Annotated in this window: 17 protein-coding genes and 1 pseudogene; 10 read left to right on the forward strand and 8 right to left on the reverse strand. The window is 75.2% G+C overall.

The annotated features are described in order from the left end of the window. Nucleotides 1-4 precede the first annotated feature (4 nt). Complete coding sequence (locus tag ACTWQH_RS13065; protein WP_443286635.1) at nt 5-1270, forward strand: sensor histidine kinase; 1266 nt, start codon at nt 5-7, stop codon at nt 1268-1270. Nucleotides 1271-1310: 40 nt separating this feature from the next. Then, entirely contained in the window at nt 1311-2012 is a 702-nt protein-coding gene (locus tag ACTWQH_RS13070; RefSeq protein WP_443286636.1) for a response regulator, read from the forward strand. A gap of 43 nt (nt 2013-2055) precedes the next feature. On the opposite strand, the gene ACTWQH_RS13075 is transcribed toward ACTWQH_RS13070, so the two are convergent. Both ACTWQH_RS13075 and ACTWQH_RS13080 read right to left on the reverse strand, forming a co-directional pair. Further along, nucleotides 2056-3270, reverse strand: coding sequence for a hypothetical protein (locus ACTWQH_RS13075; protein WP_443286637.1), 1215 nt, complete (start codon nt 3268-3270; stop codon nt 2056-2058). Continuing rightward, nucleotides 3252-4013 carry an ABC transporter ATP-binding protein gene (locus tag ACTWQH_RS13080; protein WP_443286638.1) on the reverse strand — a complete coding sequence of 254 codons (762 nt, stop codon included), beginning with the start codon at nt 4011-4013 and terminating at the stop codon, nt 3252-3254. Before ACTWQH_RS13080 ends, ACTWQH_RS13075 begins: the two co-directional genes overlap by 19 nt. 475 nt (nt 4014-4488) lie before the next feature. Between ACTWQH_RS13080 and ACTWQH_RS13085 the strand changes: the two genes are divergently transcribed. After that, the gene (locus ACTWQH_RS13085) at nt 4489-5922 is read left to right on the forward strand and encodes a gamma-aminobutyraldehyde dehydrogenase (protein WP_443286639.1); all 1434 of its coding nucleotides are present in this window, start codon (nt 4489-4491) and stop codon (nt 5920-5922) included. A 137-nt stretch (nt 5923-6059) separates the two neighbouring features. Here ACTWQH_RS13085 and ACTWQH_RS13090 read toward each other — a convergent pair whose 3' ends face one another. Both ACTWQH_RS13090 and ACTWQH_RS13095 read right to left on the reverse strand, forming a co-directional pair. Continuing rightward, nucleotides 6060-6764, reverse strand: coding sequence for a glycerophosphodiester phosphodiesterase (locus tag ACTWQH_RS13090; protein ID WP_443286640.1), 705 nt, complete (start codon nt 6762-6764; stop codon nt 6060-6062). Beyond that, nucleotides 6752-7819 (reverse strand): adenosine deaminase, encoded by a 1068-nt coding sequence (locus ACTWQH_RS13095; protein ID WP_443286641.1) that lies wholly within the window; start codon nt 7817-7819, stop codon nt 6752-6754. The genes ACTWQH_RS13090 and ACTWQH_RS13095 overlap by 13 nt, the downstream gene beginning before the upstream one ends. A gap of 171 nt (nt 7820-7990) precedes the next feature. Here ACTWQH_RS13095 and ACTWQH_RS13100 point away from each other — a divergent pair, with 171 nt between their 5' ends. Together ACTWQH_RS13100 and ACTWQH_RS13105 are read left to right on the forward strand one after the other, a co-directional pair. Next, nucleotides 7991-8818 (forward strand): hypothetical protein, encoded by an 828-nt coding sequence (locus ACTWQH_RS13100; RefSeq protein WP_443286642.1) that lies wholly within the window; start codon nt 7991-7993, stop codon nt 8816-8818. A 135-nt stretch (nt 8819-8953) separates the two neighbouring features. Next, nucleotides 8954-9338 (forward strand): annotated as a pseudogene (locus ACTWQH_RS13105) (hypothetical protein); the annotation flags it as partial. A 230-nt stretch (nt 9339-9568) separates the two neighbouring features. On the opposite strand, the gene gabT reads toward ACTWQH_RS13105, so the two are convergent. Beyond that, on the reverse strand, nt 9569-10918 hold the full coding sequence (gene gabT / locus ACTWQH_RS13110) for a 4-aminobutyrate--2-oxoglutarate transaminase (protein ID WP_443286665.1): 1350 nt from the start codon (nt 10916-10918) through the stop codon (nt 9569-9571). Between the two features lie 186 nt (nt 10919-11104). Between gabT and ACTWQH_RS13115 the strand changes: the two genes are divergently transcribed. Beyond that, entirely contained in the window at nt 11105-11902 is a 798-nt protein-coding gene (locus tag ACTWQH_RS13115; protein WP_443286643.1) for a hypothetical protein, read from the forward strand. On the opposite strand, the gene ACTWQH_RS13120 is transcribed toward ACTWQH_RS13115, so the two are convergent. Next, nucleotides 11826-12941 carry a hypothetical protein gene (locus ACTWQH_RS13120; RefSeq protein WP_443286644.1) on the reverse strand — a complete coding sequence of 372 codons (1116 nt, stop codon included), beginning with the start codon at nt 12939-12941 and terminating at the stop codon, nt 11826-11828. The genes ACTWQH_RS13115 and ACTWQH_RS13120 overlap by 77 nt on opposite strands. A gap of 89 nt (nt 12942-13030) precedes the next feature. On the opposite strand from ACTWQH_RS13120, the gene ACTWQH_RS13125 reads away from it, so the two are divergent. Continuing rightward, nucleotides 13031-13762 carry a vWA domain-containing protein gene (locus tag ACTWQH_RS13125; RefSeq protein WP_443286645.1) on the forward strand — a complete coding sequence of 244 codons (732 nt, stop codon included), beginning with the start codon at nt 13031-13033 and terminating at the stop codon, nt 13760-13762. On the opposite strand, the gene ACTWQH_RS13130 is transcribed toward ACTWQH_RS13125, so the two are convergent. Then, a complete protein-coding gene (locus ACTWQH_RS13130; protein ID WP_443286646.1) occupies nt 13759-14268 on the reverse strand; it encodes a protein-tyrosine phosphatase family protein in 510 nt (169 codons plus the stop codon). The two genes, ACTWQH_RS13125 and ACTWQH_RS13130, sit on opposite strands and share 4 nt — an antisense overlap. Nucleotides 14269-14369: 101 nt before the next feature. Between ACTWQH_RS13130 and ACTWQH_RS13135 the strand changes: the two genes are divergently transcribed. Continuing rightward, nucleotides 14370-14777 carry a hypothetical protein gene (locus ACTWQH_RS13135; RefSeq protein WP_443286647.1) on the forward strand — a complete coding sequence of 136 codons (408 nt, stop codon included), beginning with the start codon at nt 14370-14372 and terminating at the stop codon, nt 14775-14777. 13 nt (nt 14778-14790) lie between these two features. Further along, a complete protein-coding gene (locus ACTWQH_RS13140) occupies nt 14791-15666 on the forward strand; it encodes a hypothetical protein (protein WP_443286648.1) in 876 nt (291 codons plus the stop codon). 18 nt (nt 15667-15684) lie between these two features. On the opposite strand, the gene ACTWQH_RS13145 is transcribed toward ACTWQH_RS13140, so the two are convergent. Beyond that, the gene (locus tag ACTWQH_RS13145) at nt 15685-17058 is read right to left on the reverse strand and encodes an ABC transporter ATP-binding protein (protein ID WP_443286649.1); all 1374 of its coding nucleotides are present in this window, start codon (nt 17056-17058) and stop codon (nt 15685-15687) included. 237 nt (nt 17059-17295) lie between these two features. Here ACTWQH_RS13145 and ACTWQH_RS13150 point away from each other — a divergent pair, with 237 nt between their 5' ends. After that, the gene (locus tag ACTWQH_RS13150; protein ID WP_443286650.1) at nt 17296-19824 is read left to right on the forward strand and encodes an ATP-binding protein; all 2529 of its coding nucleotides are present in this window, start codon (nt 17296-17298) and stop codon (nt 19822-19824) included. The last annotated feature ends 128 nt before the right edge of the window (nt 19825-19952 follow it).

The raw sequence follows: 19952 nt of genomic DNA on the forward strand, positions 1-19952 counted from the left end.
CCCGTTGAGCACGCCCCCGGCGAACCCGGACGCCGGGTGGGAGGCGCTGCACGCGTCGCCCACCCGGCCGGTGCGGGCCGTCATGCGGTGGGTGCGGGCCCTCGACGCCCGGTACCCATTCTTCTGGGACCTGGTGCCGGTGTTCCTGGTCGCGCTGATCGCGTGGGGCGAGCTCCGCGGGGACGACTGGCGGGAGCAGGTGCAGCTCGACGGCGGCGTGCCGTCCGTCGTGCCGTGGATCCAGGCCGCGTCGTTCACGCTGCCGCTGATGTGGCGCCGCCGGTATCCGTTCGCGACGCTGCTGGCGATGGGGCTGCCCACGGCGATCGCGATCTGGTCGGGCCTGATGTCGGGCACCACCGCCTGCGTGTACGTCTCGCTGTTCGGCGTGGCACTGCGCTCCTCGATGCCCCGGCTGGCGTCGTCGGTGGCGCTCGTGGTGCTGGGCAGCCTGGCCTGGCTGGCGCGCTGGCCCCCCGAGAACCCCGGCAGGGCGTTCGTCGCCTTTCTGATCCAGGCCCTGGTGTTCGTGCTGGCCGGCTTCGTCATCCGCATCCGCCGGGACTACGTGGTGGCGCTCATCGACCGGGCCGCCCGGCTGGAGATCGAGCGCGACCAGCGCGAGCAGCTGGCCGCGGCCGCCGAACGGGCCCGCATCGCCCGGGAGATGCACGACATCATCGGGCACAACCTGGCGGTGATCACCGGCCTGGCCGACGGCGGCTCGTACGCCGCCCGCAAGACGCCCGAGCGGGCCGCGCAGGCGCTCGACGCGATCGGCGCCACCAGCAGGCACGCCCTGAGCGAGCTGCGGCGGCTGCTGGAGGTGATGCGGCACGAGCCGGTCGTCTCGGCCGAGCTGGCGCCGCAGCCGGGGCTGGCCGAGCTGGACCGGCTGCTGGCCCGCGTGCGGGAGGCCGGGCTGCCGGTGCGGTGCACGGTCACCGGCGCGCTCGGCGGGCGCGAGCTGTCGGCGGGGGAGGAGTTGACGGTGTACCGCGTGGTGCAGGAGGCACTGACCAATACGCTGAGGCACGGCGGGCCCGGGGCCCGCGCGGAGCTGAGGATCGAGCACGCGGCGGACGGCATCGAGGTGACGGTGAGCGACGACGGCCGGGGAGGGGAGGCGGCTTCCGCCCCCGCCGGCGGTCAGGGCGTCAACGGCATGCGGGAGCGGGCCGCGGTCTACGACGGCACCCTGGAGGCGGGCCCACGGCCGGGCGGCGGCTGGCAGGTCCGGCTCCGGCTCCCCGCGCGGCAAGCGGCGTGACGACGGGCGTGACGACGGGCGGGATGACGGGCGGAGCGACGTGACCACGGTGGTGATCGCGGACGACCAGGCGTTGCAGCGCCTCGGCTTTCGCATGCTGCTGGAGAGCCAGGACGACCTCGCGGTGCTCGGCGAGGCCGCGAACGGCGCCGAGGCGGTGCGGCAGGCCGCCGAGCTGAGCCCGGACGTGCTGCTGATGGACGTGCGGATGCCCGGCCTCGACGGCATCGAGGCCACCCGCCGCATCGTCGCCTCCGGCGGCCGCACCCGCGTGCTCATCCTCACCACCTTCGACCTCGACGAGTACGCCTACGCCGGGCTGCGGGCGGGGGCCAGCGGCTTCCTCATCAAGGACGCCTCCCCCGAGGAGCTGCTGTCGGGGATCCGCGCCGTCGCCAGCGGCGACGCGGTGGTGGCGCCCACCCTGACCCGGCGGCTGCTCGACCGGTACGCCCGCCACCTGCCGGAGACGGGCCCGGACGGCCAGCCGACGCCGGGCGGCGACGGGCCGTCGCCCGACGATCCCCGGCTGGCCGGGCTGACGGGCCGGGAGCGGGAGGTGCTCACCGCCATCGGCCGGGGCTGGACCAACGCCGAGATCGCCGAACGCCTCGTCCTCGCGCCGTCGACCGTCAAGACCCACGTGGGCCGGGTGCTGGCCAAGACTGGCTCCCGCGACCGCGTCCAGGCGGTGATCCTCGCCTACCGCACGGGCCTGGTCCGCCCCTCCGACCAGGACTGACAGGACTGACAGGACTGACCGGACTGCCCCGGACTGGCCCCGTTCAGGCCACGGGCAGCAGGAGCAGTTCGCCGGCGAGCCAGCTCAGCAGCCCGAAGACGGTCAGCGCCGTGCCGGCCCGCAGCCCCGCCACACCGCGCAGCAGCCGCTGCGAGGCGCCGAGCCGCAGCAGCGCCGCGCGGGTCTCGCCGCGCTCCGCCCGCACCTGGGCCGAGACCGCCGCGATCGTGCCGAGCACGGAGGCCAGCACGACCACCGTGCCCAGCACCCCCAGCGGCCCGAACAGCCCGGGCCCCTCCAGCCGCAGCGCCGCCAGCAGCGCCGCCGAGGCCGCGCACAGCGCACCCAGCGGGCAGCCAAGCCGGGACGCCTCCCGTTGCAACGCCCGCCCGGCCAGCAGCCGCAGCACGCCCGGCCGCCCGGCCGCCAGCACCTGCCCGCACAGGTGGGTCAGGCCCGGCGCCGCCAGCACGATCCCGACGGCGATCATCAGCCACCCGAGCACCACGCCCGGCGTCACCTCGCCCAGCACGCCCGGCAGCGCGAGGGTGTTGCCCGCCTCGCCGGACAGGTCCCGGGAGCCCGTGTGCGCGCCGAGCGCGATGCCCGACATGATCAGCACCATGCCCCACGGCAGCCCGCCAGGCGCCGGCACCGGCGGCTCGGCGGGCTCCGGCTCGCTCCGGCGCTGGTGCGGCTGCGCGGGCAACGGCGCCTGCGGCGGCGCGGGACGGTGCCGCAGCGCCAGGGCGCTGACGGCCGCCGCCGCCCCCGGCACCACCGCGAGCAGCGTGAGGGCCGCGGCCACCGGCAGCGGCTCGCCCGCGGACAGCCGCTCCGCCGCCGCGCCCCGGAGCGGCAGCCCGCCGCCCAGCGCGGCGATCCCCGTGGCATCGCCGCGCAGGTGCAAAAAGAGCAGGAGCGCCAGCACGCTGCCCAGCAGCCCGGCCAGGGCCGCCGACGCCGCCGCCAGCACCGGCACCCGCACCGGGCCCAGCCCCGCGGCGTCCAGCCCGGACCGCGCGCGCATCGAGGGGTCGGCCCGCGCCACCGCCCCCGCCAGCTGCAGGGTCGCGGCCAGCGGCAGCGCGCAGCACGCCAGACGCAGCGCCGAGGCGCCGCCGCTGCCGGGGTTGGCGAGGGCGTGTCCGAGGGCGGCGAGCAGCAGGAAGCCGACGCCCGCCGCCGCCCCGGCCAGCAGCAGCCGGCGGACGAGCGCCCCTGGTGCGGAGCCGCGCGCTAGGCGGAGAGCGAGCATGTGGCTGCCGCCGGTGCGCCGGTGGTGCGGCCGTCGACGATGGTCAGGGTGCGGTCCGCCAGGGTGGCCACCTCGGCGTCGTGGGTGGCCAGCACCACGGTGATGCCGTGGGAGCGCCCGGCCGTGGTGAGCGTGCGCAGCACCTGCGCCCGGTCGGCCTGGTGCAGCGGCGCCGTCGGTTCGTCGGCGAAGAGCACCTCGGGGGAGTGGACCAGCGCCCGCGCGATGGCCACCCGCTGCCGCTGCGCCTGCACCAGCACGGCGGGCCGTTGGCGGGCGCACTCCCCGACGTCGAGGCGTTCCAGCCACTCCAGCGCCGCCTGCTTCGCCGCCCGGTGCCCGGCGCCGGCGAGCAGCAGCGGCAGCGCGGCGTTCTCCCAGACCGCCAGCTCGGGCACCAGGCGCGGCGAGTCGCCGACCCAGCCGAACTTCTCGCGGCGCAGCCGCTCGCGGGACTCGGCCGTCAGGGTGTGCACCGGGACGCTGTTGAACCACACCTCGCCGCGCTGCGGCAGCAGCTGCCCGGACAGGCACCCCAGCAGGGTGGTCTTGCCGCAGCCGCGCGGCCCCGTGACGGTGAGGATCTCGCCCTGCCGCACGCCGACGGAGGCCCCGAGCAGCGCGGGCGAGCCCTCGTGGGCGTAGTGCAGGCCGCGCGCCCAGAGCACGTCGTTGTCGGGCGGGGCGTCGGGGGGTGGCGACCCTCCCGCCCGGTTGTCAGCCCTGTTCTCGGCTGGAGCCATCGTCGTCGGGCACCTCCGCTCGTCTCGCCGGTCGTTCCCCCGCGTCGACGCTTCCTCGTTCGTCCTCGTGCTTCGCTGTTCTGCGCTGTTTTCGCTGTTCTTTGTTCTTCCCCGTGGCCCATCCCCCGGCCGGGTGAACGAGCCGCGGGGGAGTCGGGTCACTGCGCCGTGCGCGGTTGTCGGCTTGTCGGGCAGCCGATTGTCGGGTTTCCGTTTTGTCCCACGAGAGCCAAGCTGGCACAGCCCTCACGGCCGCGCCCGCCCGACTCGGCCAGTTGTGCCGCAGGTTCCTCCGGACGGGGGCACGCCCCGCCCGGCCACGGGAAAACATCCTGGCGATACACGGCTTGCACGGCGTTCTTCCCGCGTTCGCACGTGCTCGGCAATCGATCTCCGGTCTCCGGCCGTGTTGCCCGGCGTCCCCCTGGGCATAGGGTGGGCAGGACCGAACCGGACCGTCAGGCGGGAGGCTGCCGTGACCAGCGAACTGCGTCGGCTGCGCAACTTCATCAACGGGGAGTTCCGTGACGCCCCCGAGGGGCAGACCACCGAGATCGTCGACCCCACCACCGGCCGGGCGTACGCCACCGCCCCGCTCTCCCGCACCGCCGAGGTCGACGCCGCCATGGCCGCCGCCCAGGCCGCCTTCCCCGCCTGGCGCGAGGCCACGCCCGCCGACCGCCAGCTCGCCCTGCTGCGCGTCGCCGACGCCTTCGAGAAGAACGCCGACGAGTTGCTCGCCGTCGAGTGCGAGAACACCGGCAAGCCCCTGGAGCTGACCCGGCAGGAGGAGCTGCCGATGATGCTGGAGCAGATCCGGTTCTTCGCGGGCGCCGCGCGCATGCTGGAGGGCAAGTCCGCCGGCGAGTACCTGGCGGGCATGACGTCCTTCCTGCGGCGTGAGCCGGTCGGCGTCTGCGCCCAGGTCGTCCCCTGGAACTACCCGATCATGATGGCGGTCTGGAAGTTCGCCCCCGCGCTCGCCGCCGGGAACACGGTCGTCCTCAAGCCCGCCGGCACCACGCCCGCCTCCGTGGTCTACGTCGCCGGGCTGTTGCGCGACGTCCTGCCGCCCGGCGTCTTCAACGTCATCTGCGGCGACCGCGAGACCGGCCGGCTGATGTTCGCCCACCCCACGCCCGCCATGGTCTCCGTCACCGGCTCGGTCCGCGCCGGCATGGAGGTGGCCGTCAGCGCGGCGCAGGACCTCAAGCGGGTCCACCTGGAGCTGGGCGGCAAGGCGCCCTGCGTGGTCTTCGACGACGCCGACCTCGGCGCGGCGGTGGAGGGCATCCGCGACGCGGGCTTCTTCAACGCCGGGCAGGACTGCACGGCAGCCACCCGCGTGCTGGTGCACGCCTCGGTGCACGACGAGTTCGTCTCGGCCCTCACCAAGGCCGCGGCGGCCGTGAAGACCGGGGACGTCACCGACCCCGACTGCTTCTACGGCCCGCTGAACAACCCCGACCAGCTCGCGAAGGTCTCCGGCTACGTCGAACGCCTCCCCGCCCACGCCACCGTCGCCACCGGCGGCCGCCGCGTGGGGGAGGCCGGGTACTTCTACGCCCCGACCGTGGTGACCGGCTGCCGCCAGGACGACGAGATCGTCCAGCAGGAGGTCTTCGGCCCGGTCATCACCGTGCAGACCTTCGCCGACGAGGCCGAGGCCGTGGCCCTGGCCAACGGCGTCGAGTACGGCCTGTCCTCCTCGGTGTGGACCACCGACCACGGCCGCGCGATGCGGATGTCGAAGGCGCTCGACTTCGGCTGCGTGTGGATCAACACCCACATCCCGCTGGTCGGCGAGATGCCCCACGGCGGCTTCAAGAAGTCCGGGTACGGCAAGGACCTGTCCTCCTACGGGCTGGAGGACTACACGCGGGTGAAGCACGTCATGACGGCGCTGTGACGCCGTATGCCGTACGCCCTGAGGCCGTGACCCGGCGGGCCGGGCGCGGGACGGCTCGGCGGCGGTTCGGCGGCGATTCTGCGCACTTCGGCGGCGACTGAGGCTCGATCAGCCGCCGTATCCCCGCGCCCCGCGCCTTACGCCGCCCCGCGCGGCCCGTCGCCCGTAAGGAGCCCGCGCAGCACCAGGGGCCGGTTGGTGGTGATCGCGTCCACCCCCAGGCGCAGCAGCCGCCGCATGGCCGGCGGGCTGTCGGCGGTCCAGGCCGAGATCCAGTACCCGCCGGCGCGGGCGAGCTCCACGGTCGGGCGGTCGATGAGGCCGAAGCGGTAGTTCAGCCAGCGCGGCCGCAACTCGGCCAGCAGCGAGGCGCGCGGCCGGCAGGCGCGCTTCCAGGTGAGCGCGATCTCCGCCGACTCCTCGGCGGAGCGCACCGCGCGCAGCGCCGCCGCGTCGCCGCAGTAGTAGACGCGGCCGGCCGCCCCCGCCCCGCGTACCGCCGCGACCGCCGCCCGCGCGGCGGACGGCGAGGGCTCGGGCAGGTCGATCAGAGTGCGCACCGGTGCGGTGACGGCCAGCGCCTCGGCCAGCGTCGGGACCCAGCCGCCGGTCGCCACGGCCACCTGGCGGGCCGTCAGCTCGGCCACGGGCCGGTCGTATCCCCACAGCCGCCGCAGCGTGGGGTCGTGCAGCACCACCGGCACCCCGTCCCGCGTGGTGCGCACGTCCAGCTCGACGGCGTCGGCCCCGGCGGCGATGGCGGCGCGGAAGGAGGCCAGGGTGTTCTCGCGTGCCTGGTAGGGGTCGCCGCGGTGGCCGACCACCGCCGCTACCCCTGCCATGCGGCCAGGTAGGCGTCGATCTCGCCGGTCAGCCGGGCCTTCGCGGCGGGTTCGAGGAAGGACGCCTCGACCCCGCTCCTCGCCAGGCCCGCCACGCCCGCCGCGTCCAGGTCCAGCAGCCGGGCGGCGACGGCGTACTCGGTGTTCAGGTCGGTGCCGAACATCGGCGGGTCGTCGCTGCCGATCGTCACCGGCACCCCCGCCGCCACCATCGCGGCCAGCGGGTGCTCCTCCAGCGTGGCGACGGCCCGGGTCGCGAGGTTGGAGGTGGGGCACACCTCCAGCGGGACGCGGTGCTCGGCCAGGTGCTCCAGCAGCGCCGGGTCCAGGGCGGCGCTGGTGCCGTGCCCGATGCGCTCGGCGCGCAGCTCGCGCAGCGCGTCCCAGACCGTGCCCGGCCCGGTGGTCTCCCCGGCGTGCGGCACGCTGTGCAGCCCGGCCGCGATGGCCCGGTCGAAGTACGGCTTGAAGCGCGGCCGCGCCACGCCGATCTCCGGCCCGCCCAGGCCGAACGCGACCAGCCCCTCCGGCGCCAGGTCGCAGGCCATCCGCGTCGTCTCCTCGGCCGCGATGTCGCCCTCCACCTCGCCGGGGATGTCGAAGCACCAGCGCAGCACCACCCCGAGCTCGCCCTCGGCGGCCCGGCGGGCGTCCTCGATGGCCTCCATGAACGCCACGTCCGGTACGCCGCGCCGCGTCGAGGAGTAGGGGGTGACCGTCAGTTCGGCGTAGCGGATCCGCTGCCGGGCCATGTCGCGGGCGATCTCGAAGGTCAGCAGACGCACGTCCTCGGCGTCGCGGATGAGGTCCACGACGGAGAGGTAGACCTCGATGAAGTGCGCGAAGTCCCGGAAGGTGAAGTAGGCGGCCAGCTCCTCGGGGTCCTTCGGGACGGGCGAGTCCGGGTGACGGGCGGCCAGTTCGGCCACGATGCGGGGCGAGGCGGAGCCGACGTGGTGGACGTGCAGTTCGGCCTTGGGCAGCCCGGCGATGAACGCCGTCAGATCCGTGGTGTGCGACACGGGGACCTCCGGTGGGAGTCGGTGCCCGCCCATGGTAGGCAAGGGCGGCACACGAACCAGGGGCGGCCCGTAAGGTGAGGGCCAACGATTGTGGAGGTCCGAGGTCCGGTGAGCGCTGAGCAGCACGACAACCCTCCCCCAGGCCCCGGAGGGCCTGCGAGGGGCCCCCATCGGCCGCCGGACGGGACCGCGCAGCCGCAGGCTGTGCCGCCGTATCCGCCGCAGCCGCAGGCGACGCCCGCGCAGGGCTACGGGTATCCCGCCACCGGCCCGCTCAGCGCCACGGGCTACGCCGTACCGTCCGGCGCCTACCCCGGTGCCCCCGGCTGGCCCGTGGTGGGCCCGGCCGGCCACCGCAACGGCCTGGGCACGGCCGCCCTCGTGCTGGGCGTCATCGCCGCCTGCCTGAGCTGGACCTTCGTGCTCAGCCCCGTCGTGCTGGTCCTCGGCGTCCTGGCGTTGATCTTCGGCATCGTCGGCGCCCGCCGCGCCCGCGGCGGCGGTGCCACCAACCGCACGGCGGCCCTCGGCGGCCTGTGGACCGGCGCGGGCTCGGTCGCGATCGCGGTGGTCCACGTCGTGCTGCTGGTGATCCTGGGCATGCGGCCGGTCGAGGTGGACTCCGAGGCGGGCTCGGCTTACCTGGCCGAGGCCGACGACACCGTCTCCTACGAGGACGGCCTGCTGCTGGCGATCTCCCAGCCGGTGGCGTCGGCGGACGGCGCGTTCGTCACCGTCACCGCCCGCCTGACCAACGACGGCGACGACGGCGTCGGCCTCGACGGCGCCGAACTCGTGGCGTACGCCGACGACCGCGAGCTCGACGCCGGCCAGGTGCGCCGCACCGATCCCGCGCCCGGCGGCCTGGAACCCGGCGAGACGCAGGACGTCAGCTTCACCGTCGCCGTCCCCGGCGGCACGGCCGAGCTCGGCGTCGACCTGGCGCCGAGCGGCGACCACGACTACTCCTACTGGGTGTTCACCCTCGACGGCGCGGCCGGCGGCGGCGAGCCCTCCGGCATCGACGCCTGACCCCGCAAGGCCGCGGACCTCCGGGCGGAAATACCCGCTGAAGCGGCGTAATGAACGGCCGCCCGGCCGCTCCCTCCTCATGGGCCGGCGAGCAGACGGCACGACACCAGCGCGACGCATGGGGAGGCACCGCCCATGGCGACACTCAGCGGCGATCACTCGGACACCTCGGCGGCGGCACCGGCGGCGGGCTGGCTGCCCTCGGCCGCGCCGTACCCGGAGGCGTGCCGCCGCGAGTGGGAACGCCACCCGCAGGGCGTGGCGTTGCTGCCCGCCGGCCGCCTCGGCTTCTTCGTGCCGCCCGGCACGATCGCCGGCTGGCTCGGGACGGGCGTGCGCGGCGCGGGCGGCGGGGGAGCTGGATCGTCGCGCCGCATCCCGGGCGGAGCAGCGGCGCGCGGTGCGGTGGCTGATCCAGCCGGAGCGCTCCGGGACGCTCACCGACCCGGATGTGCTCGACGTCGCCATGCACCAGGCGGCGGCGGGACGGAGCTGGAACGGAGCCAGAGGGGGCCGGGGCCGGAGGGGCAACGCCGACCGGACGGCCGCACGCCCCGGGGGGTGTGGGGCGGGCGGTCCGGTCCGTGAGGAGAACTGCGCGGCGGCAGGAGTCTGGCAGCTCCCGCTACCGCTCCCGACCGTACGGCAGGATCAGCCACGCCGGGCGGGGTGCCCCCGGATCCGCATCACATCCCCGCACCTTCTCCAAGGAGCGCACAGCATTCCGGCGGGATCTCGTCGGAAGTGGGTTTAGACCCCGGCGAACGCCTCCTCCAGCACGTCAAGGCCCTCCTCCAGCAGCGGCTCGCCGATGACGAGCGGCGGCAGGAAACGCAGCACGTTGCCGTACGTGCCGCAGCTGAGCACCAGCAGCCCGGCGCGGTGACAGGCCGCCAGCACCGCCGAGGTGGTGGCGGCGTCCGGGTCCTTCGTGCCGGGCTTGACCAGCTCGACCGCCAGCATGGCGCCGCGCCCGCGCACCTCGCCGATCACCGGGAACCGCTCGGCCATGGCGCGCAGCCGGGGCTTCATGACCTCCTCGATGCGCCGGGCCCGCGCGGGCAGGTCCAGCGTGCGCATGGTCTCGATCGCGCCGAGCGCGGCCGCGCAGGCCACCGGGTTTCCGCCGTAGGTGCCGCCGAGCCCGCCCACGTGCGCGGCGTCCATGAGCTCCGCGCGCCCGGTCACGGCGGCCAGCGGCAGCCCGCCCGCGATGCCCTTCGCCGTCGTCACCAGGTCCGGCACCACGCCCTCGTCCTCGCAGGCGAACCACTGCCCGGTGCGGCAGAACCCCGACTGGATCTCGTCGGCGACCAGGACGATCCCGTGCGCGGCGGCGAACTCCGCGATCCGGGGCAGGAAGCCCTTGGCGGGCTCGATGAACCCGCCCTCGCCCTGCAGCGGCTCGAAGACGATCGCCGCCGTGTTCTCCGTCCCGATCTCCTTGGTGATCTTCTCGATGACCTGGGCCGCCGCCTGCTCCGCGCAGTTCTCCGGGCCGGTCAGCCAGCGGAAGGGATACGCCATGGGGACGCGGTAGATCTCCGGCGCGAACGGCCCGAAGCCGTGCTTGTACGGCATGTCCTTCGCCGTCAGCGCCATGGTGAGGTTGGTGCGCCCGTGGTAGCCGTGCTCGAAGACCACGACCGCCTGCCGCCCGGTCGCGTAGCGGGCGATCTTCACGGCGTTCTCGACGGCCTCGGCGCCCGAGTTGAGCAGGACCGACTTCTTGGCGTGGTCGCCGGGGGTGAGGCGCGCCAGCTCCTCGCAGACCTCGACGTAGCCCTCGTACGGCGCGATCATCGCGCAGGTGTGGGTGAAGCGCGCGAGCTGCTCGCCGGCGCGCCGCACCACCGCCTCGGCGCTGTTGCCGACCGAGGTCACCGCGATGCCCGAGCCGAAGTCGATGAACGAGTTCCCGTCGACGTCGAGAACCACGCCGCCCCCGGCCGCCTGCGCGAAGACGGGCATGACGGTCGGCACCCCGGCGGCGACGGCGGCCTGCTTGCGCGCCGCCAGCTCCCGCGACCTCGGCCCCGGGATCTCGGTGACGAGCCGCCGCTCCTGCGGCAGGGACGGTCCTCCGGACTGTTCTGTCATGGTCGTCATGAGCGGGTCTCCTCGGCGAGAGAGGCTGGTTGCGTCACGGGTACGCCAGCAGGCTAGGGCGCGCGTCGTGCCCTGAGCACGCTCCGCCACGGAGCAAAACCCGCCGCCGTCTTGGCCGCCGAGGCAGACGGCGACCGGCGTGCCGGGGCCGGCGGGCTCCGCGATAGCGTCGGGCGCGTGTTCACCCCGGAACGCCGCGAGGACGTGCGGCACACGCTGCTGGAGCGGGCCGCCGCCGACCCGCGCGTGGCGGGGGCCGCGGTGACCGGCTCGGCCGCCGCCGGGCGCGAGGACCGGTGGTCGGACGTCGACCTCTTCCTCGGCGTGGCCGACGGCGTGAGCGTCGCCGAGGTGCTCGGCGACTTCACCGACGCCGCCTACCGCGAGCTCGGCGCGCTCCACCACTTCGACCTCCACGCCGGCACAGCCGTCTACCGCGCGTTCCTGCTCGGCGACCTGCTGGAGATCGACCTCGGCTTCGCCCCCGCCGCCGACTTCGGGCCCCGGGGCGAGGGCGGCTTCCGCGTCGTCTTCGGCGAGGCGGCGCCCCGCCGCGCGTCGGCCCCCGACCCCGGTCACCTGATCGGCCTGGCCTGGCACCACGTGATCCACGCCCGCACCGCCATCGAGCGCGGCACCCCCTGGCAGGCCGAGCACTGGATCGGCGCCGTCCGCGCCCACACCCTGAGCCTGGCCTGTCTGCGCCTGGGCCTGCCCGCCGCCTACGCCAAGGGCGCGGACCGGCTCCCGGCGGAGGTCACCGCCCCGCTCCGCGAGACCCTGGTGCGCGATCTCGACGCCAACGAGCTGCGCCGCGCCCTGCGCGCCGCGACCGCCGCCCTGCTGCGCGAGCTGCGCGCCACCGACCCGGCCCTCGCCGAGACCCTGGCCCCGGCCCTCACCGCCGCCGTGTCGCCGCCGGAAACGCCCGCCTCACCTCCTCCAGCAGCACCGGGTAGTCGGCGCCGAAGGTGACCGCCGCCGCGAGCAGCGCCTCCAGCGCCGCCCGCAGCGGATCGGGCTCGGCGGCGCCCCACAGCGCGGGCAGGGCCGCCGCCTGCTGCGAGACGTTCTCCAGCAGGCCGTTGCAGTGCGTCACGGTGGTGTGGGGCACGCGCTCGTCGGCCCACAGCAGCCGCCAGGTGCGCTCGGTGTCGTCGAACGGCGACGGCAGGGGGAGGCCCTCGTCGAGGGCGGCCAGCGCCGGGGCCACCCAGTCGATCCCGGCTATGCCCGCCCGTGCGCACGCCCGGCGCGCCGTCCAGCGCGCGACCGCCCGCTGCGCGGCCGGGGCCGCCTCGGCCATGGCCCAGCACAGCTCGGCGTCCAGCTCGGCCATGCCCGGCACCGCGCCCATGACCTCCCGGAGCCGGTCCCGGTCCGGGTGCCCCGGCCACGGCGCCGCCCGGCGCGCCCGCCCGGCGGTGTCCCGCGACGGCCCCTGCTCCTCCGGCGGCGACCGGCGAGGCAGCGCGGGCGGCGCCAGCCTGCTGGCGTACCGGTGCCAGTACGCCGCGACCGTGCTCGTCTGCTTCACCACGCCGTCCGGCTCCGCCGTGGCGGGCGCTGGCCAGAACTGCAGGAGATAGCGGTCGAGTTGCGGCTGCCCCGTCGTCCGCGTGTCCGCCTTGCGCCCCCGCGCCATGCCGCTGCCGCAGTACCGCACGCGGTGGCGGACGGCGTCGATGCCCAGCGGCCAGTGCTCCTGGCCGCCCCACGCCTGGAGCCCGACCCGCCCCGACCCGGGCGTGAAGGTCGCCTCGACGACCTCCTCCCACTCCTCCAACGCCTCGTCCACCGGCGGCGCCTGCTCGTGCAGCTCGACGGCGAGACCGACCTTGCCCGTGTGCAGCCCGGTGATGAGGAAGAGCAGACCGGGCGCGGCCGCGCCGCACAGCCCGTTGCGCTGGCCGGCGAAGGACTCCGGGAGGTCCGTGCCGCACCGGCCGCCTCGGCTCTCGACATAGAACTGCCCGTAGTGCACCCAGAGTTCGCCCTTGAACAAGACGCGCATCGCCGCCCCCATCAACACATCGACCGTACGGGTTCCACTCTGCCACCCGGCACTGACACCCCCGGCCCGATTCGTGACAGGCTTGCGCCATGGACAACCCGGCCGCCTCGGCGATCACCCTGGAAAAGGTCGCGGCCACCGCGCCGGGGCTCGTCAGCCTCTACAAGTCGGCCGGGACCACCCTCGACAAGCACGGCATGCGCGGCGAGCGCGCCGCCGTCTACCTCGTGCTCGACCGCTCCGGCTCCATGCGCCGCTTCTACCGCGACGGCACGGTCCAGCGTCTGGCGGAGCAAGTCCTGGGCCTGGCCGCGCACTTCGACGACGACGGCGTCGTCCCCGTCGTCTTCTTCTCCACGGAGGTCGACACCCACCAGGTCGAACTCGGCCGCCACGAGGGCCGGATCAGCGCCCTCCACGACTCCCTCGGCCACATGGGCCGCACGTTCTACGAGAAGGCGATGCGCGCCGTCATCGACCACTTCCAGGCCTCCGGCGCCTCCACCCCCGCCCTCGTCGTCTTCCAGACCGACGGCTCCCCCGACAACCGGTCGGCCACCACCCGGCTGCTGACCGAGGCCTCCCGGCTGCCGCTGTTCTGGCAGTTCGTGGGCTTCGGCGACGACAGCTTCGCCTACCTCCGCAGGCTCGACACCCTCACCGGCCGCACGCTGGACAACGCCGGCTTCTTCGCCGCCGGAGACGAGCCGCGCGCCATCCCCGACGCCGAGCTGTACGACCGGCTGATGGCGGAGTTCCCCGAGTGGCTGCGCGAGGCCAGGCGGCTCGGCGTCGCCAAGCCCGCGCAAGCGCCCGCCTAGCGCTCCTCCAGCCCCGCCAGCAGCGCGGCGATGTCGAGACCGGTGCGCAGGTACTGCTCGAAGATGAGGTTGTGCAGCGCCCACGGGGAGCGGCGGCGCCTGATCAGGTCGATCGCCGAGGCGGCGTCCATGCCCAGCTCGATGAGGGTCTGCGCGACCACCAGGCCGGAGCGGTTGTACCCGTACTGGCAGCGCACCAGCGTGACGCGGCCCGCCCGCGAGGCGCTCGCCGCCGTGCGCGCCAGCTCCCGCACGCGGTCTATCTGCCGGGCCGTCAGCGGGTCGTCGGGCATCTCGGCCACCAGGTGCTCCACGCCGTCGGGCGGCCCGTGCCCCGGACGCGTGAACAGGCTGATCACCAGGTCGAACTCGGCCCTCACCACCACGGGCCGCACCCCGCCGTCGTCGTCCGCCCACCGATGCCCACCCATCCACAGCCCCGGCGTGATCTCGTCCCACGGCGCCCGCGGCTCGGGCGCGTCGCGCCCCCTGTTGCGTGCCCTCACCCACGCTCCTTCGCTCCGCTGGCCCCTGTGGTCAAACGGCCACCGGCCCGCTGCTGTTCCCCTTGCCGTTCCCCGTCCCCGCGAACCCGTACCATCACCGGGTGGAGCTGACACCAGAGGACCTACGGGCCCAGTTCTGCGCGGACTTGCCGGCGCTGCGGCGGCTCACCCGGGGCGCGGCCGGGCAGCGGCGGCGGGCCGAGTTGGAGCGGATCGCGCGGGCGGCCCGGCAGGGCGAGGACATCACGCCGCTGCTCGTGGCGGCCGGACTGCTGGTGCCGGACGACGAGGACGCGCTCCTCGCCGCCGGCGCCCCGCCCCACGACTCGGAGCGGAGCGGCTCGCGGTTCCCGCTGCCCACCGCCGTCGGCGGCCCCGGCCGGCCCGTCTCCGGCGACTACGTCTGCCCCGACGGCGGGTGCAGCCGCGTGGAGCGGCGCGGCCCCAGCGAGCCGGTGCCGGAGTGCGAGGTTCACCGGAGGGCGCTGCGGCTCATGGCCGACGACTGAGCCGGGGAGCGCCATGAACGGGTTCCTGGCCGAGCTGGGGCGGAAGTTCGCCGACCGGTGGTTCGCGCTCCTGGTGCTGCCGGGGCTGTTCTACGCCGGCGTCGCCGCCGTCGCCCTCACCCTCCGGCAGCGGAACTGGGCGGACTGGCAGGCGGTCTGGGACGGCGTCAACGAGCTGACCACCCAGACCGAGGGCCAGAACGTCGGCGCGCGCACCGCCCTCGTGCTCGTGGCACTGCTGCCGCTGTCGACGGCGCTCGGCCTGCTCGCGCAGGGCCTGGCCGGGCCGGTGGAGCGGGCCATGAGCGGCGAGTGGCCACGCCCCCTGGCCGGCCTCGCGACCCGGCTGACCGAGCGCCGCGCCGAGCGGTGGCGTGCGGCGCACACGGCGTACGAGGACGCCGAGCGCGACCCGGCGGGCCACGACGAGGCGGTGGCGGAGGCCGCCGCCCGCCGCAACGCCATCGCGCTGATGAGCCCGCGCCGCCCCACCTGGATGGGGGACCGCCTCCTCGCGCCCGGCGTGCGGATCGACGCCGAGTACGGGCTCGATCTGCCGTCCCTGTGGTCCCGGTTGTGGCTGATCCTGCCGGAGGAGACCCGGGGCACCCTCGCGGAGAGCAGGCGTCGTCTTGACGAGGCGATGACGCTGGGCGGGTGGGCCGTGCTGTACCTGGCGCTCGGCGTCGTCTGGTGGCCCGCCGCGCTGATCGGCCTGGGCGCGGGGCTGGCGTCCCACCGGCGCGGCCGCGTCGCCGCCGAGGTCTACGCCGACCTCGTCGAGGCGACGGTGGACGTGAACCTGGACCGGCTGGGCCGTCGCCTGGGCGGCGAGTGGCCCAGGCGGCGGGGGCGGGGGATCACCGCCCGCACGCGCAAGGGGGCGTGACCGCGGGGGCGGGCGGCCTCACCCGTGCAGGGTGGGGGAGTGCTCCGGCGCCGGGCAGATGCGGTCCCCGTCGCTGTCGAAGACGTACAGCTGGTCAAGGTCCAGCAGCAGCGGCACCCGCTCCCCGAGCCGCAGGTGCAGGTCGGTGGGGGCGCGCAGCACCAGCCCGTCGGTGATGCGGCCCGGGGTGGGCGCGGGCGGCGGAAGCTGCGGCGAGGACGGGCGTTCCAGCGTGGAGACGGTCGCGTCGGAGTGGCCGTTCTCGGCGGAGCGGTCGAAGGAGGCCCAGCCGAACAGGCGGCCCAGGCGCCCGCCGGTGCCGTTGCGCCCGTTGCGGCGCGAGCGCGCCCGGCGGGTGGGCGGCCGCGGCGACTCCAGGCCCTCCACGTCGGCCGGGTGGGCGCCGGTGCTCACGTGCACCAGCGACTCGTGGCCCTGGAACTCCACGTGCTGCACCACCCCGTTGACCAGCGCCTCGCTCGACCGCATCTCCTGCGGGGAGGCGATCCGCGCCGCCTCCGAGCGCAGCCCCACCGTGATCTGCCGCCCCATCTGGATCCGCAGCAGCTGGTGGTCCGGACTCAGCGGCTCCGGCAGCTCCATCCGCTGCTTCCCGAAGTCGATGCTGAGCCTGCCGCCGAGAGGGGCGTGCACGGTGGCGCGCAGCAGGTTGATGCGCGGGGTGCCGACGAACGCCGCCACGAAGAGGTTGTCGGGCAGCCGGTAGACGTCGCGGGCGGTGCCGGTCTGGAGGAGCACGCCGTCCCGCATGACCGCCACCCGCTCGCCCAGCGACATCGCCTCCGCCTGGTCGTGCGTGACGTAGACCGTCGTCACGCCCAGGTGCCGGGTGAGGGTGGCGATCTCGGCGCGCAGCCGGTTGCGGAGCTTGGCGTCCAGGTTGGACAGCGGCTCGTCCAGCAGGAACGCCTTGGGCCGCCGGACGATGGCCCGCCCCATGGCCACGCGCTGCCGCTCGCCGCCGGAGAGCTGCGCCGGGTAGCGGTCCAGCAGCTCCTCGATGCCGAGCATCCGGGCGGCCTCGTCCACGCGCGGGCTGTTGTCCTCGTGCGGCGACTCGATGCGCAGCGGGAAGCCGATGTTCTGACGGCCCGTCATGTTGGGGTAGAGGGCGTAGTGCTGGAAGACCATGGCCAGTTCGCGCTCCCCGGGCGGGGCGAGGTTGGCGTACTCGCCGTCCAGATAGAGCTCACCCGAGGTGATGTCCTCCAGCCCCGCGATCATCCGCAGCACCGTCGATTTTCCGCAGCCGGAGGGTCCGAGCAGCACGACGAACTCGCCCGGCTCGATGTCCAGCGACAGCCGGTCGACGGCGACCACGTTTCGTGGGTAAATCTTGGTGACTTCTCGCAATGAGATGGCACGAGTCATGACGTTCTGCCCAGGGTCCCCTTTGAGCCAGCGGTGCGAAGGAACGTAGCGCACCAGATGTCCCAGGGGAACGGGTATGCACAGGTTGCTGGACTGCATATTCGATCACGTTCGACAAGCACGCCCCCGGGCGCCCCCGCCGGGCCGCCCGATCGGGGCAACCGGCGTGCCGCTGCACTAGATTGAGCGGGACCGGACGCGCCGCCCCCGGCCTGGTCAGAAGGGCAGGTGGCGGCGGTGAAGACGGCACGTCAGGACGTGGCAGAGCGCGAACGCGGCGCGGATGGGGCGGAGATGAGCTGGGATGGTGCGCGGGGAGCGCGTGAGGGGCGCGAGGGCGCACAGCCGGTGCCGCGGCCCGGTGACGTGCCGCCGATGCCCCGGCGGTCACCCGAGACGGCCCCCGAGACGGCCCCCGACACGCCGCCCCTGGTCCGCTGGCTCGGCGCGCCGCGCCCGCCCGCCAGCCCCGGCGTTTGGCGGCAGAACCACGTGCCGAAGCCGCCCGAGGACCCCGACCGGCTCGGCGACCGCGAACTCGTCGGCGGCGCGGTGCTCGCGGCGCTGCTGGGCTGGCTGGTGTGGTGGCTGTGCCGGAACAACGTCCTGTTCTTCGAATGGTGGATCAGGCCGCTGGACTGGGTGACCCCGCCGAGCTGGGGCAAGCTGCCCGACGACTGGCGCCCCGGCATGCCCACCGACGACCTCTTCGTCGCCCGCCGCCGGGCCGAGGACGTCTACACCGTGCTCTTCGCCGTCGTCCTGGCCTGCGTCACCGGCAGGCTCGGCCACTGGGACGAGGTCTGGCGCCGCTACGCCCCCGCGCCCGCGCGGCGGATCGTGCGGAGCGTCCTCGACCGCTTCTGGTGGGTGGGCCGCCACCGCCGCCCGCTGCTGGCTCTGCTCGCCGGCGGCGTCGTCTGGACGGCGTGCTTCAACGGCAACTGGACCTTCTGGCTGGAACCGCTGTATGCCGTCGTCCCCGACACCTGGTGGAAGCCCGAGGACACCACCCAGTACACCGTCACCTACAACCTCTACTACCTCCTCTACACCGCCCTGCTCGCTGCCCTCGCCGCCTGGGCCGGCCGGTGGCGGCCCGCGTGGCTGGAGTTCCGCGCCGAGCTGCGCCGGCGCCGCCACGGCGACGACGCCGGCCTCTCGGCCGTGCCTCCCGGCGGATCCGCCCCCGCGGCTCCGCCGTTCGAGGTCGCCGACCTGAACGCCGTCGGCCACCCCGAGGCCGCCGCCCGGCTCGCCGAGGAACTGCGCGAGGGCCGCATGAGCGACCTCGACTACGCCCGCATCGACCGCCGCTGGCAGGAGGTGCGCGCCCGCCCCACCGAGCTGGACCGCTTCGCGGAGGAGGCCGCCGCCAGCGGCGCCGCGGCGTTCCCCCACCCCTCGGGGTCCCGGGACCTGGCGGCGCGCACCGCCCAGCACGACCTGCTCACCCGCCAGGTCAGGATCGGCCAGGCGCCCGACGAGGAGCGCAACCCCTACGCCTACCGCGGCGAGGAGATCGCCCTCGACCCGGCCGTGCTCGGCACCTCGCTGCTGGCCGTCGGCCCGCCCGGATCGGGCAAGACGGGCCGCGTCATCCGGCCCGTCACCGAGGCGATGTGCCTGCAGGCGCTGACCGGCCAGGCCGCCGTCGTCGCCGTCGGCACCGCCCGCAGCGCGCTCGGGCCCGACGACGCCTTCGACGTCGTCCTGCACATCGGCGACCCGGACGGCGCCCGCGGGCCCGGCTACCACCTCGACCCGTACGGCGGCGCCACCGACACCGACGAGGCCGCGCGCCTGCTGGCCGAGTCCCTGGTCGGCGGCAGCCGCGTCGAGCCGCGCGAGGCCGCCGCCGTCCTCGTGCAGCTCATCGGCCCCTACCACGCTGCCTACCGACAGCTCCCCGGCGTTCCCGAGCTGCGCGCCATGCTGGACGGCGCCCCGGCCATACTGGCCACGCTGCGCGAGGACCTGCGCCTGGCCGGGGCGTTCGACCAGGAGCGGGAGCTGGACGCCCGCGCCCGCCAGACCGAGCGGCCCGACGACCTCGGCCCGCACCTCGCCGACCTCCTCGCGCTGCTGGACCGCGCCGGGTTCTCCGGCGGCGAAGGCGCGCGCCGCGGCCGGCCGTTCTCGCTGGCCGACGCCCTGGCCCACCCCATGCGGGTGCGCGTGGACCTGCCGCCCACCGGGCACACCGAGGCGGCCCGCATCGTCACCCGGCTGCTGCTGGCCCAGTTCACCGCCGCCGCCGTCACCCGTCCCGACCGCTCCCGGTTCGTCTGCCTGATCCTCGACGACGCCACCTCCGCCGTCACCCGCGGCACGGTGCGCGGCCTCACCCAGCTGCGCCCGAACAACGCCGGGGCGGTGCTGGCGCTGCGCACCCTCGACGACGTGCCGAAGGAGCTGCGCACCGGGCTGCTGGGCGCGGTCGGCTGCCGGATGGCGTTCTCCGGCATCACCACCTGGGACGCCGAGCACTTCGCCCGCGCCTGGGGCACGGAGTGGACCGAGGACACCGACGTCACCCGCACCCCCGACCGCACCGGCGGCGCGGTCAAACGCCTCGTGCGCCTCGTGCGCCGCGTCTTCACAGGGCGGGACACCACGACCGAGTCGGTGACCGTGCGGCGCGTCGAGCGGGAGCGGTGGTCCGCCTCCGAGCTGGCCCACCGGGTGCCGCCCCGGCACGCGGTGCTGTCGGTCACCCGCGTCAACGGCGAGCCGGGGCCGCCGGTGCTGGTGCGGCTCGGCTGACGGCGGCCGGCACAGGGCGTGACCGGTGGTGCGCGCCGGGGCGCGCGACCGGGGGCACGAGCCGTCGGACGGTCGCGCCGCCGGGCGGTACCGTGAGGGGGTCCCCCGCGACCGCACGTCCCGCCGAA

This window comes from Streptomyces sp. 6N223 (genome assembly GCF_052246635.1).
GTDB lineage: Bacteria > Actinomycetota > Actinomycetes > Streptomycetales > Streptomycetaceae > Streptomyces.

Excerpts from the sequence above, each read along its gene's own strand:
- ACTWQH_RS13075 (WP_443286637.1), bottom strand. The coding sequence starts at position 3,270 with ATGCTCGCTCTCCGCCTAGCGCGCGGCTCCGCACCAGGGGCGCTCGTC.
- ACTWQH_RS13080 (WP_443286638.1), bottom strand. The coding sequence starts at position 4,013 with ATGGCTCCAGCCGAGAACAGGGCTGACAACCGGGCGGGAGGGTCGCCA.
- ACTWQH_RS13090 (WP_443286640.1), bottom strand. The coding sequence starts at position 6,764 with ATGGCAGGGGTAGCGGCGGTGGTCGGCCACCGCGGCGACCCCTACCAG.
- ACTWQH_RS13095 (WP_443286641.1), bottom strand. The coding sequence starts at position 7,819 with ATGGGCGGGCACCGACTCCCACCGGAGGTCCCCGTGTCGCACACCACG.
- gabT (WP_443286665.1), bottom strand. The coding sequence starts at position 10,918 with ATGACAGAACAGTCCGGAGGACCGTCCCTGCCGCAGGAGCGGCGGCTC.
- ACTWQH_RS13120 (WP_443286644.1), bottom strand. The coding sequence starts at position 12,941 with ATGCGCGTCTTGTTCAAGGGCGAACTCTGGGTGCACTACGGGCAGTTC.
- ACTWQH_RS13125 (WP_443286645.1), top strand. The coding sequence starts at position 13,031 with ATGGACAACCCGGCCGCCTCGGCGATCACCCTGGAAAAGGTCGCGGCC.
- ACTWQH_RS13140 (WP_443286648.1), top strand. The coding sequence starts at position 14,791 with ATGAACGGGTTCCTGGCCGAGCTGGGGCGGAAGTTCGCCGACCGGTGG.
- ACTWQH_RS13145 (WP_443286649.1), bottom strand. The coding sequence starts at position 17,058 with ATGACTCGTGCCATCTCATTGCGAGAAGTCACCAAGATTTACCCACGA.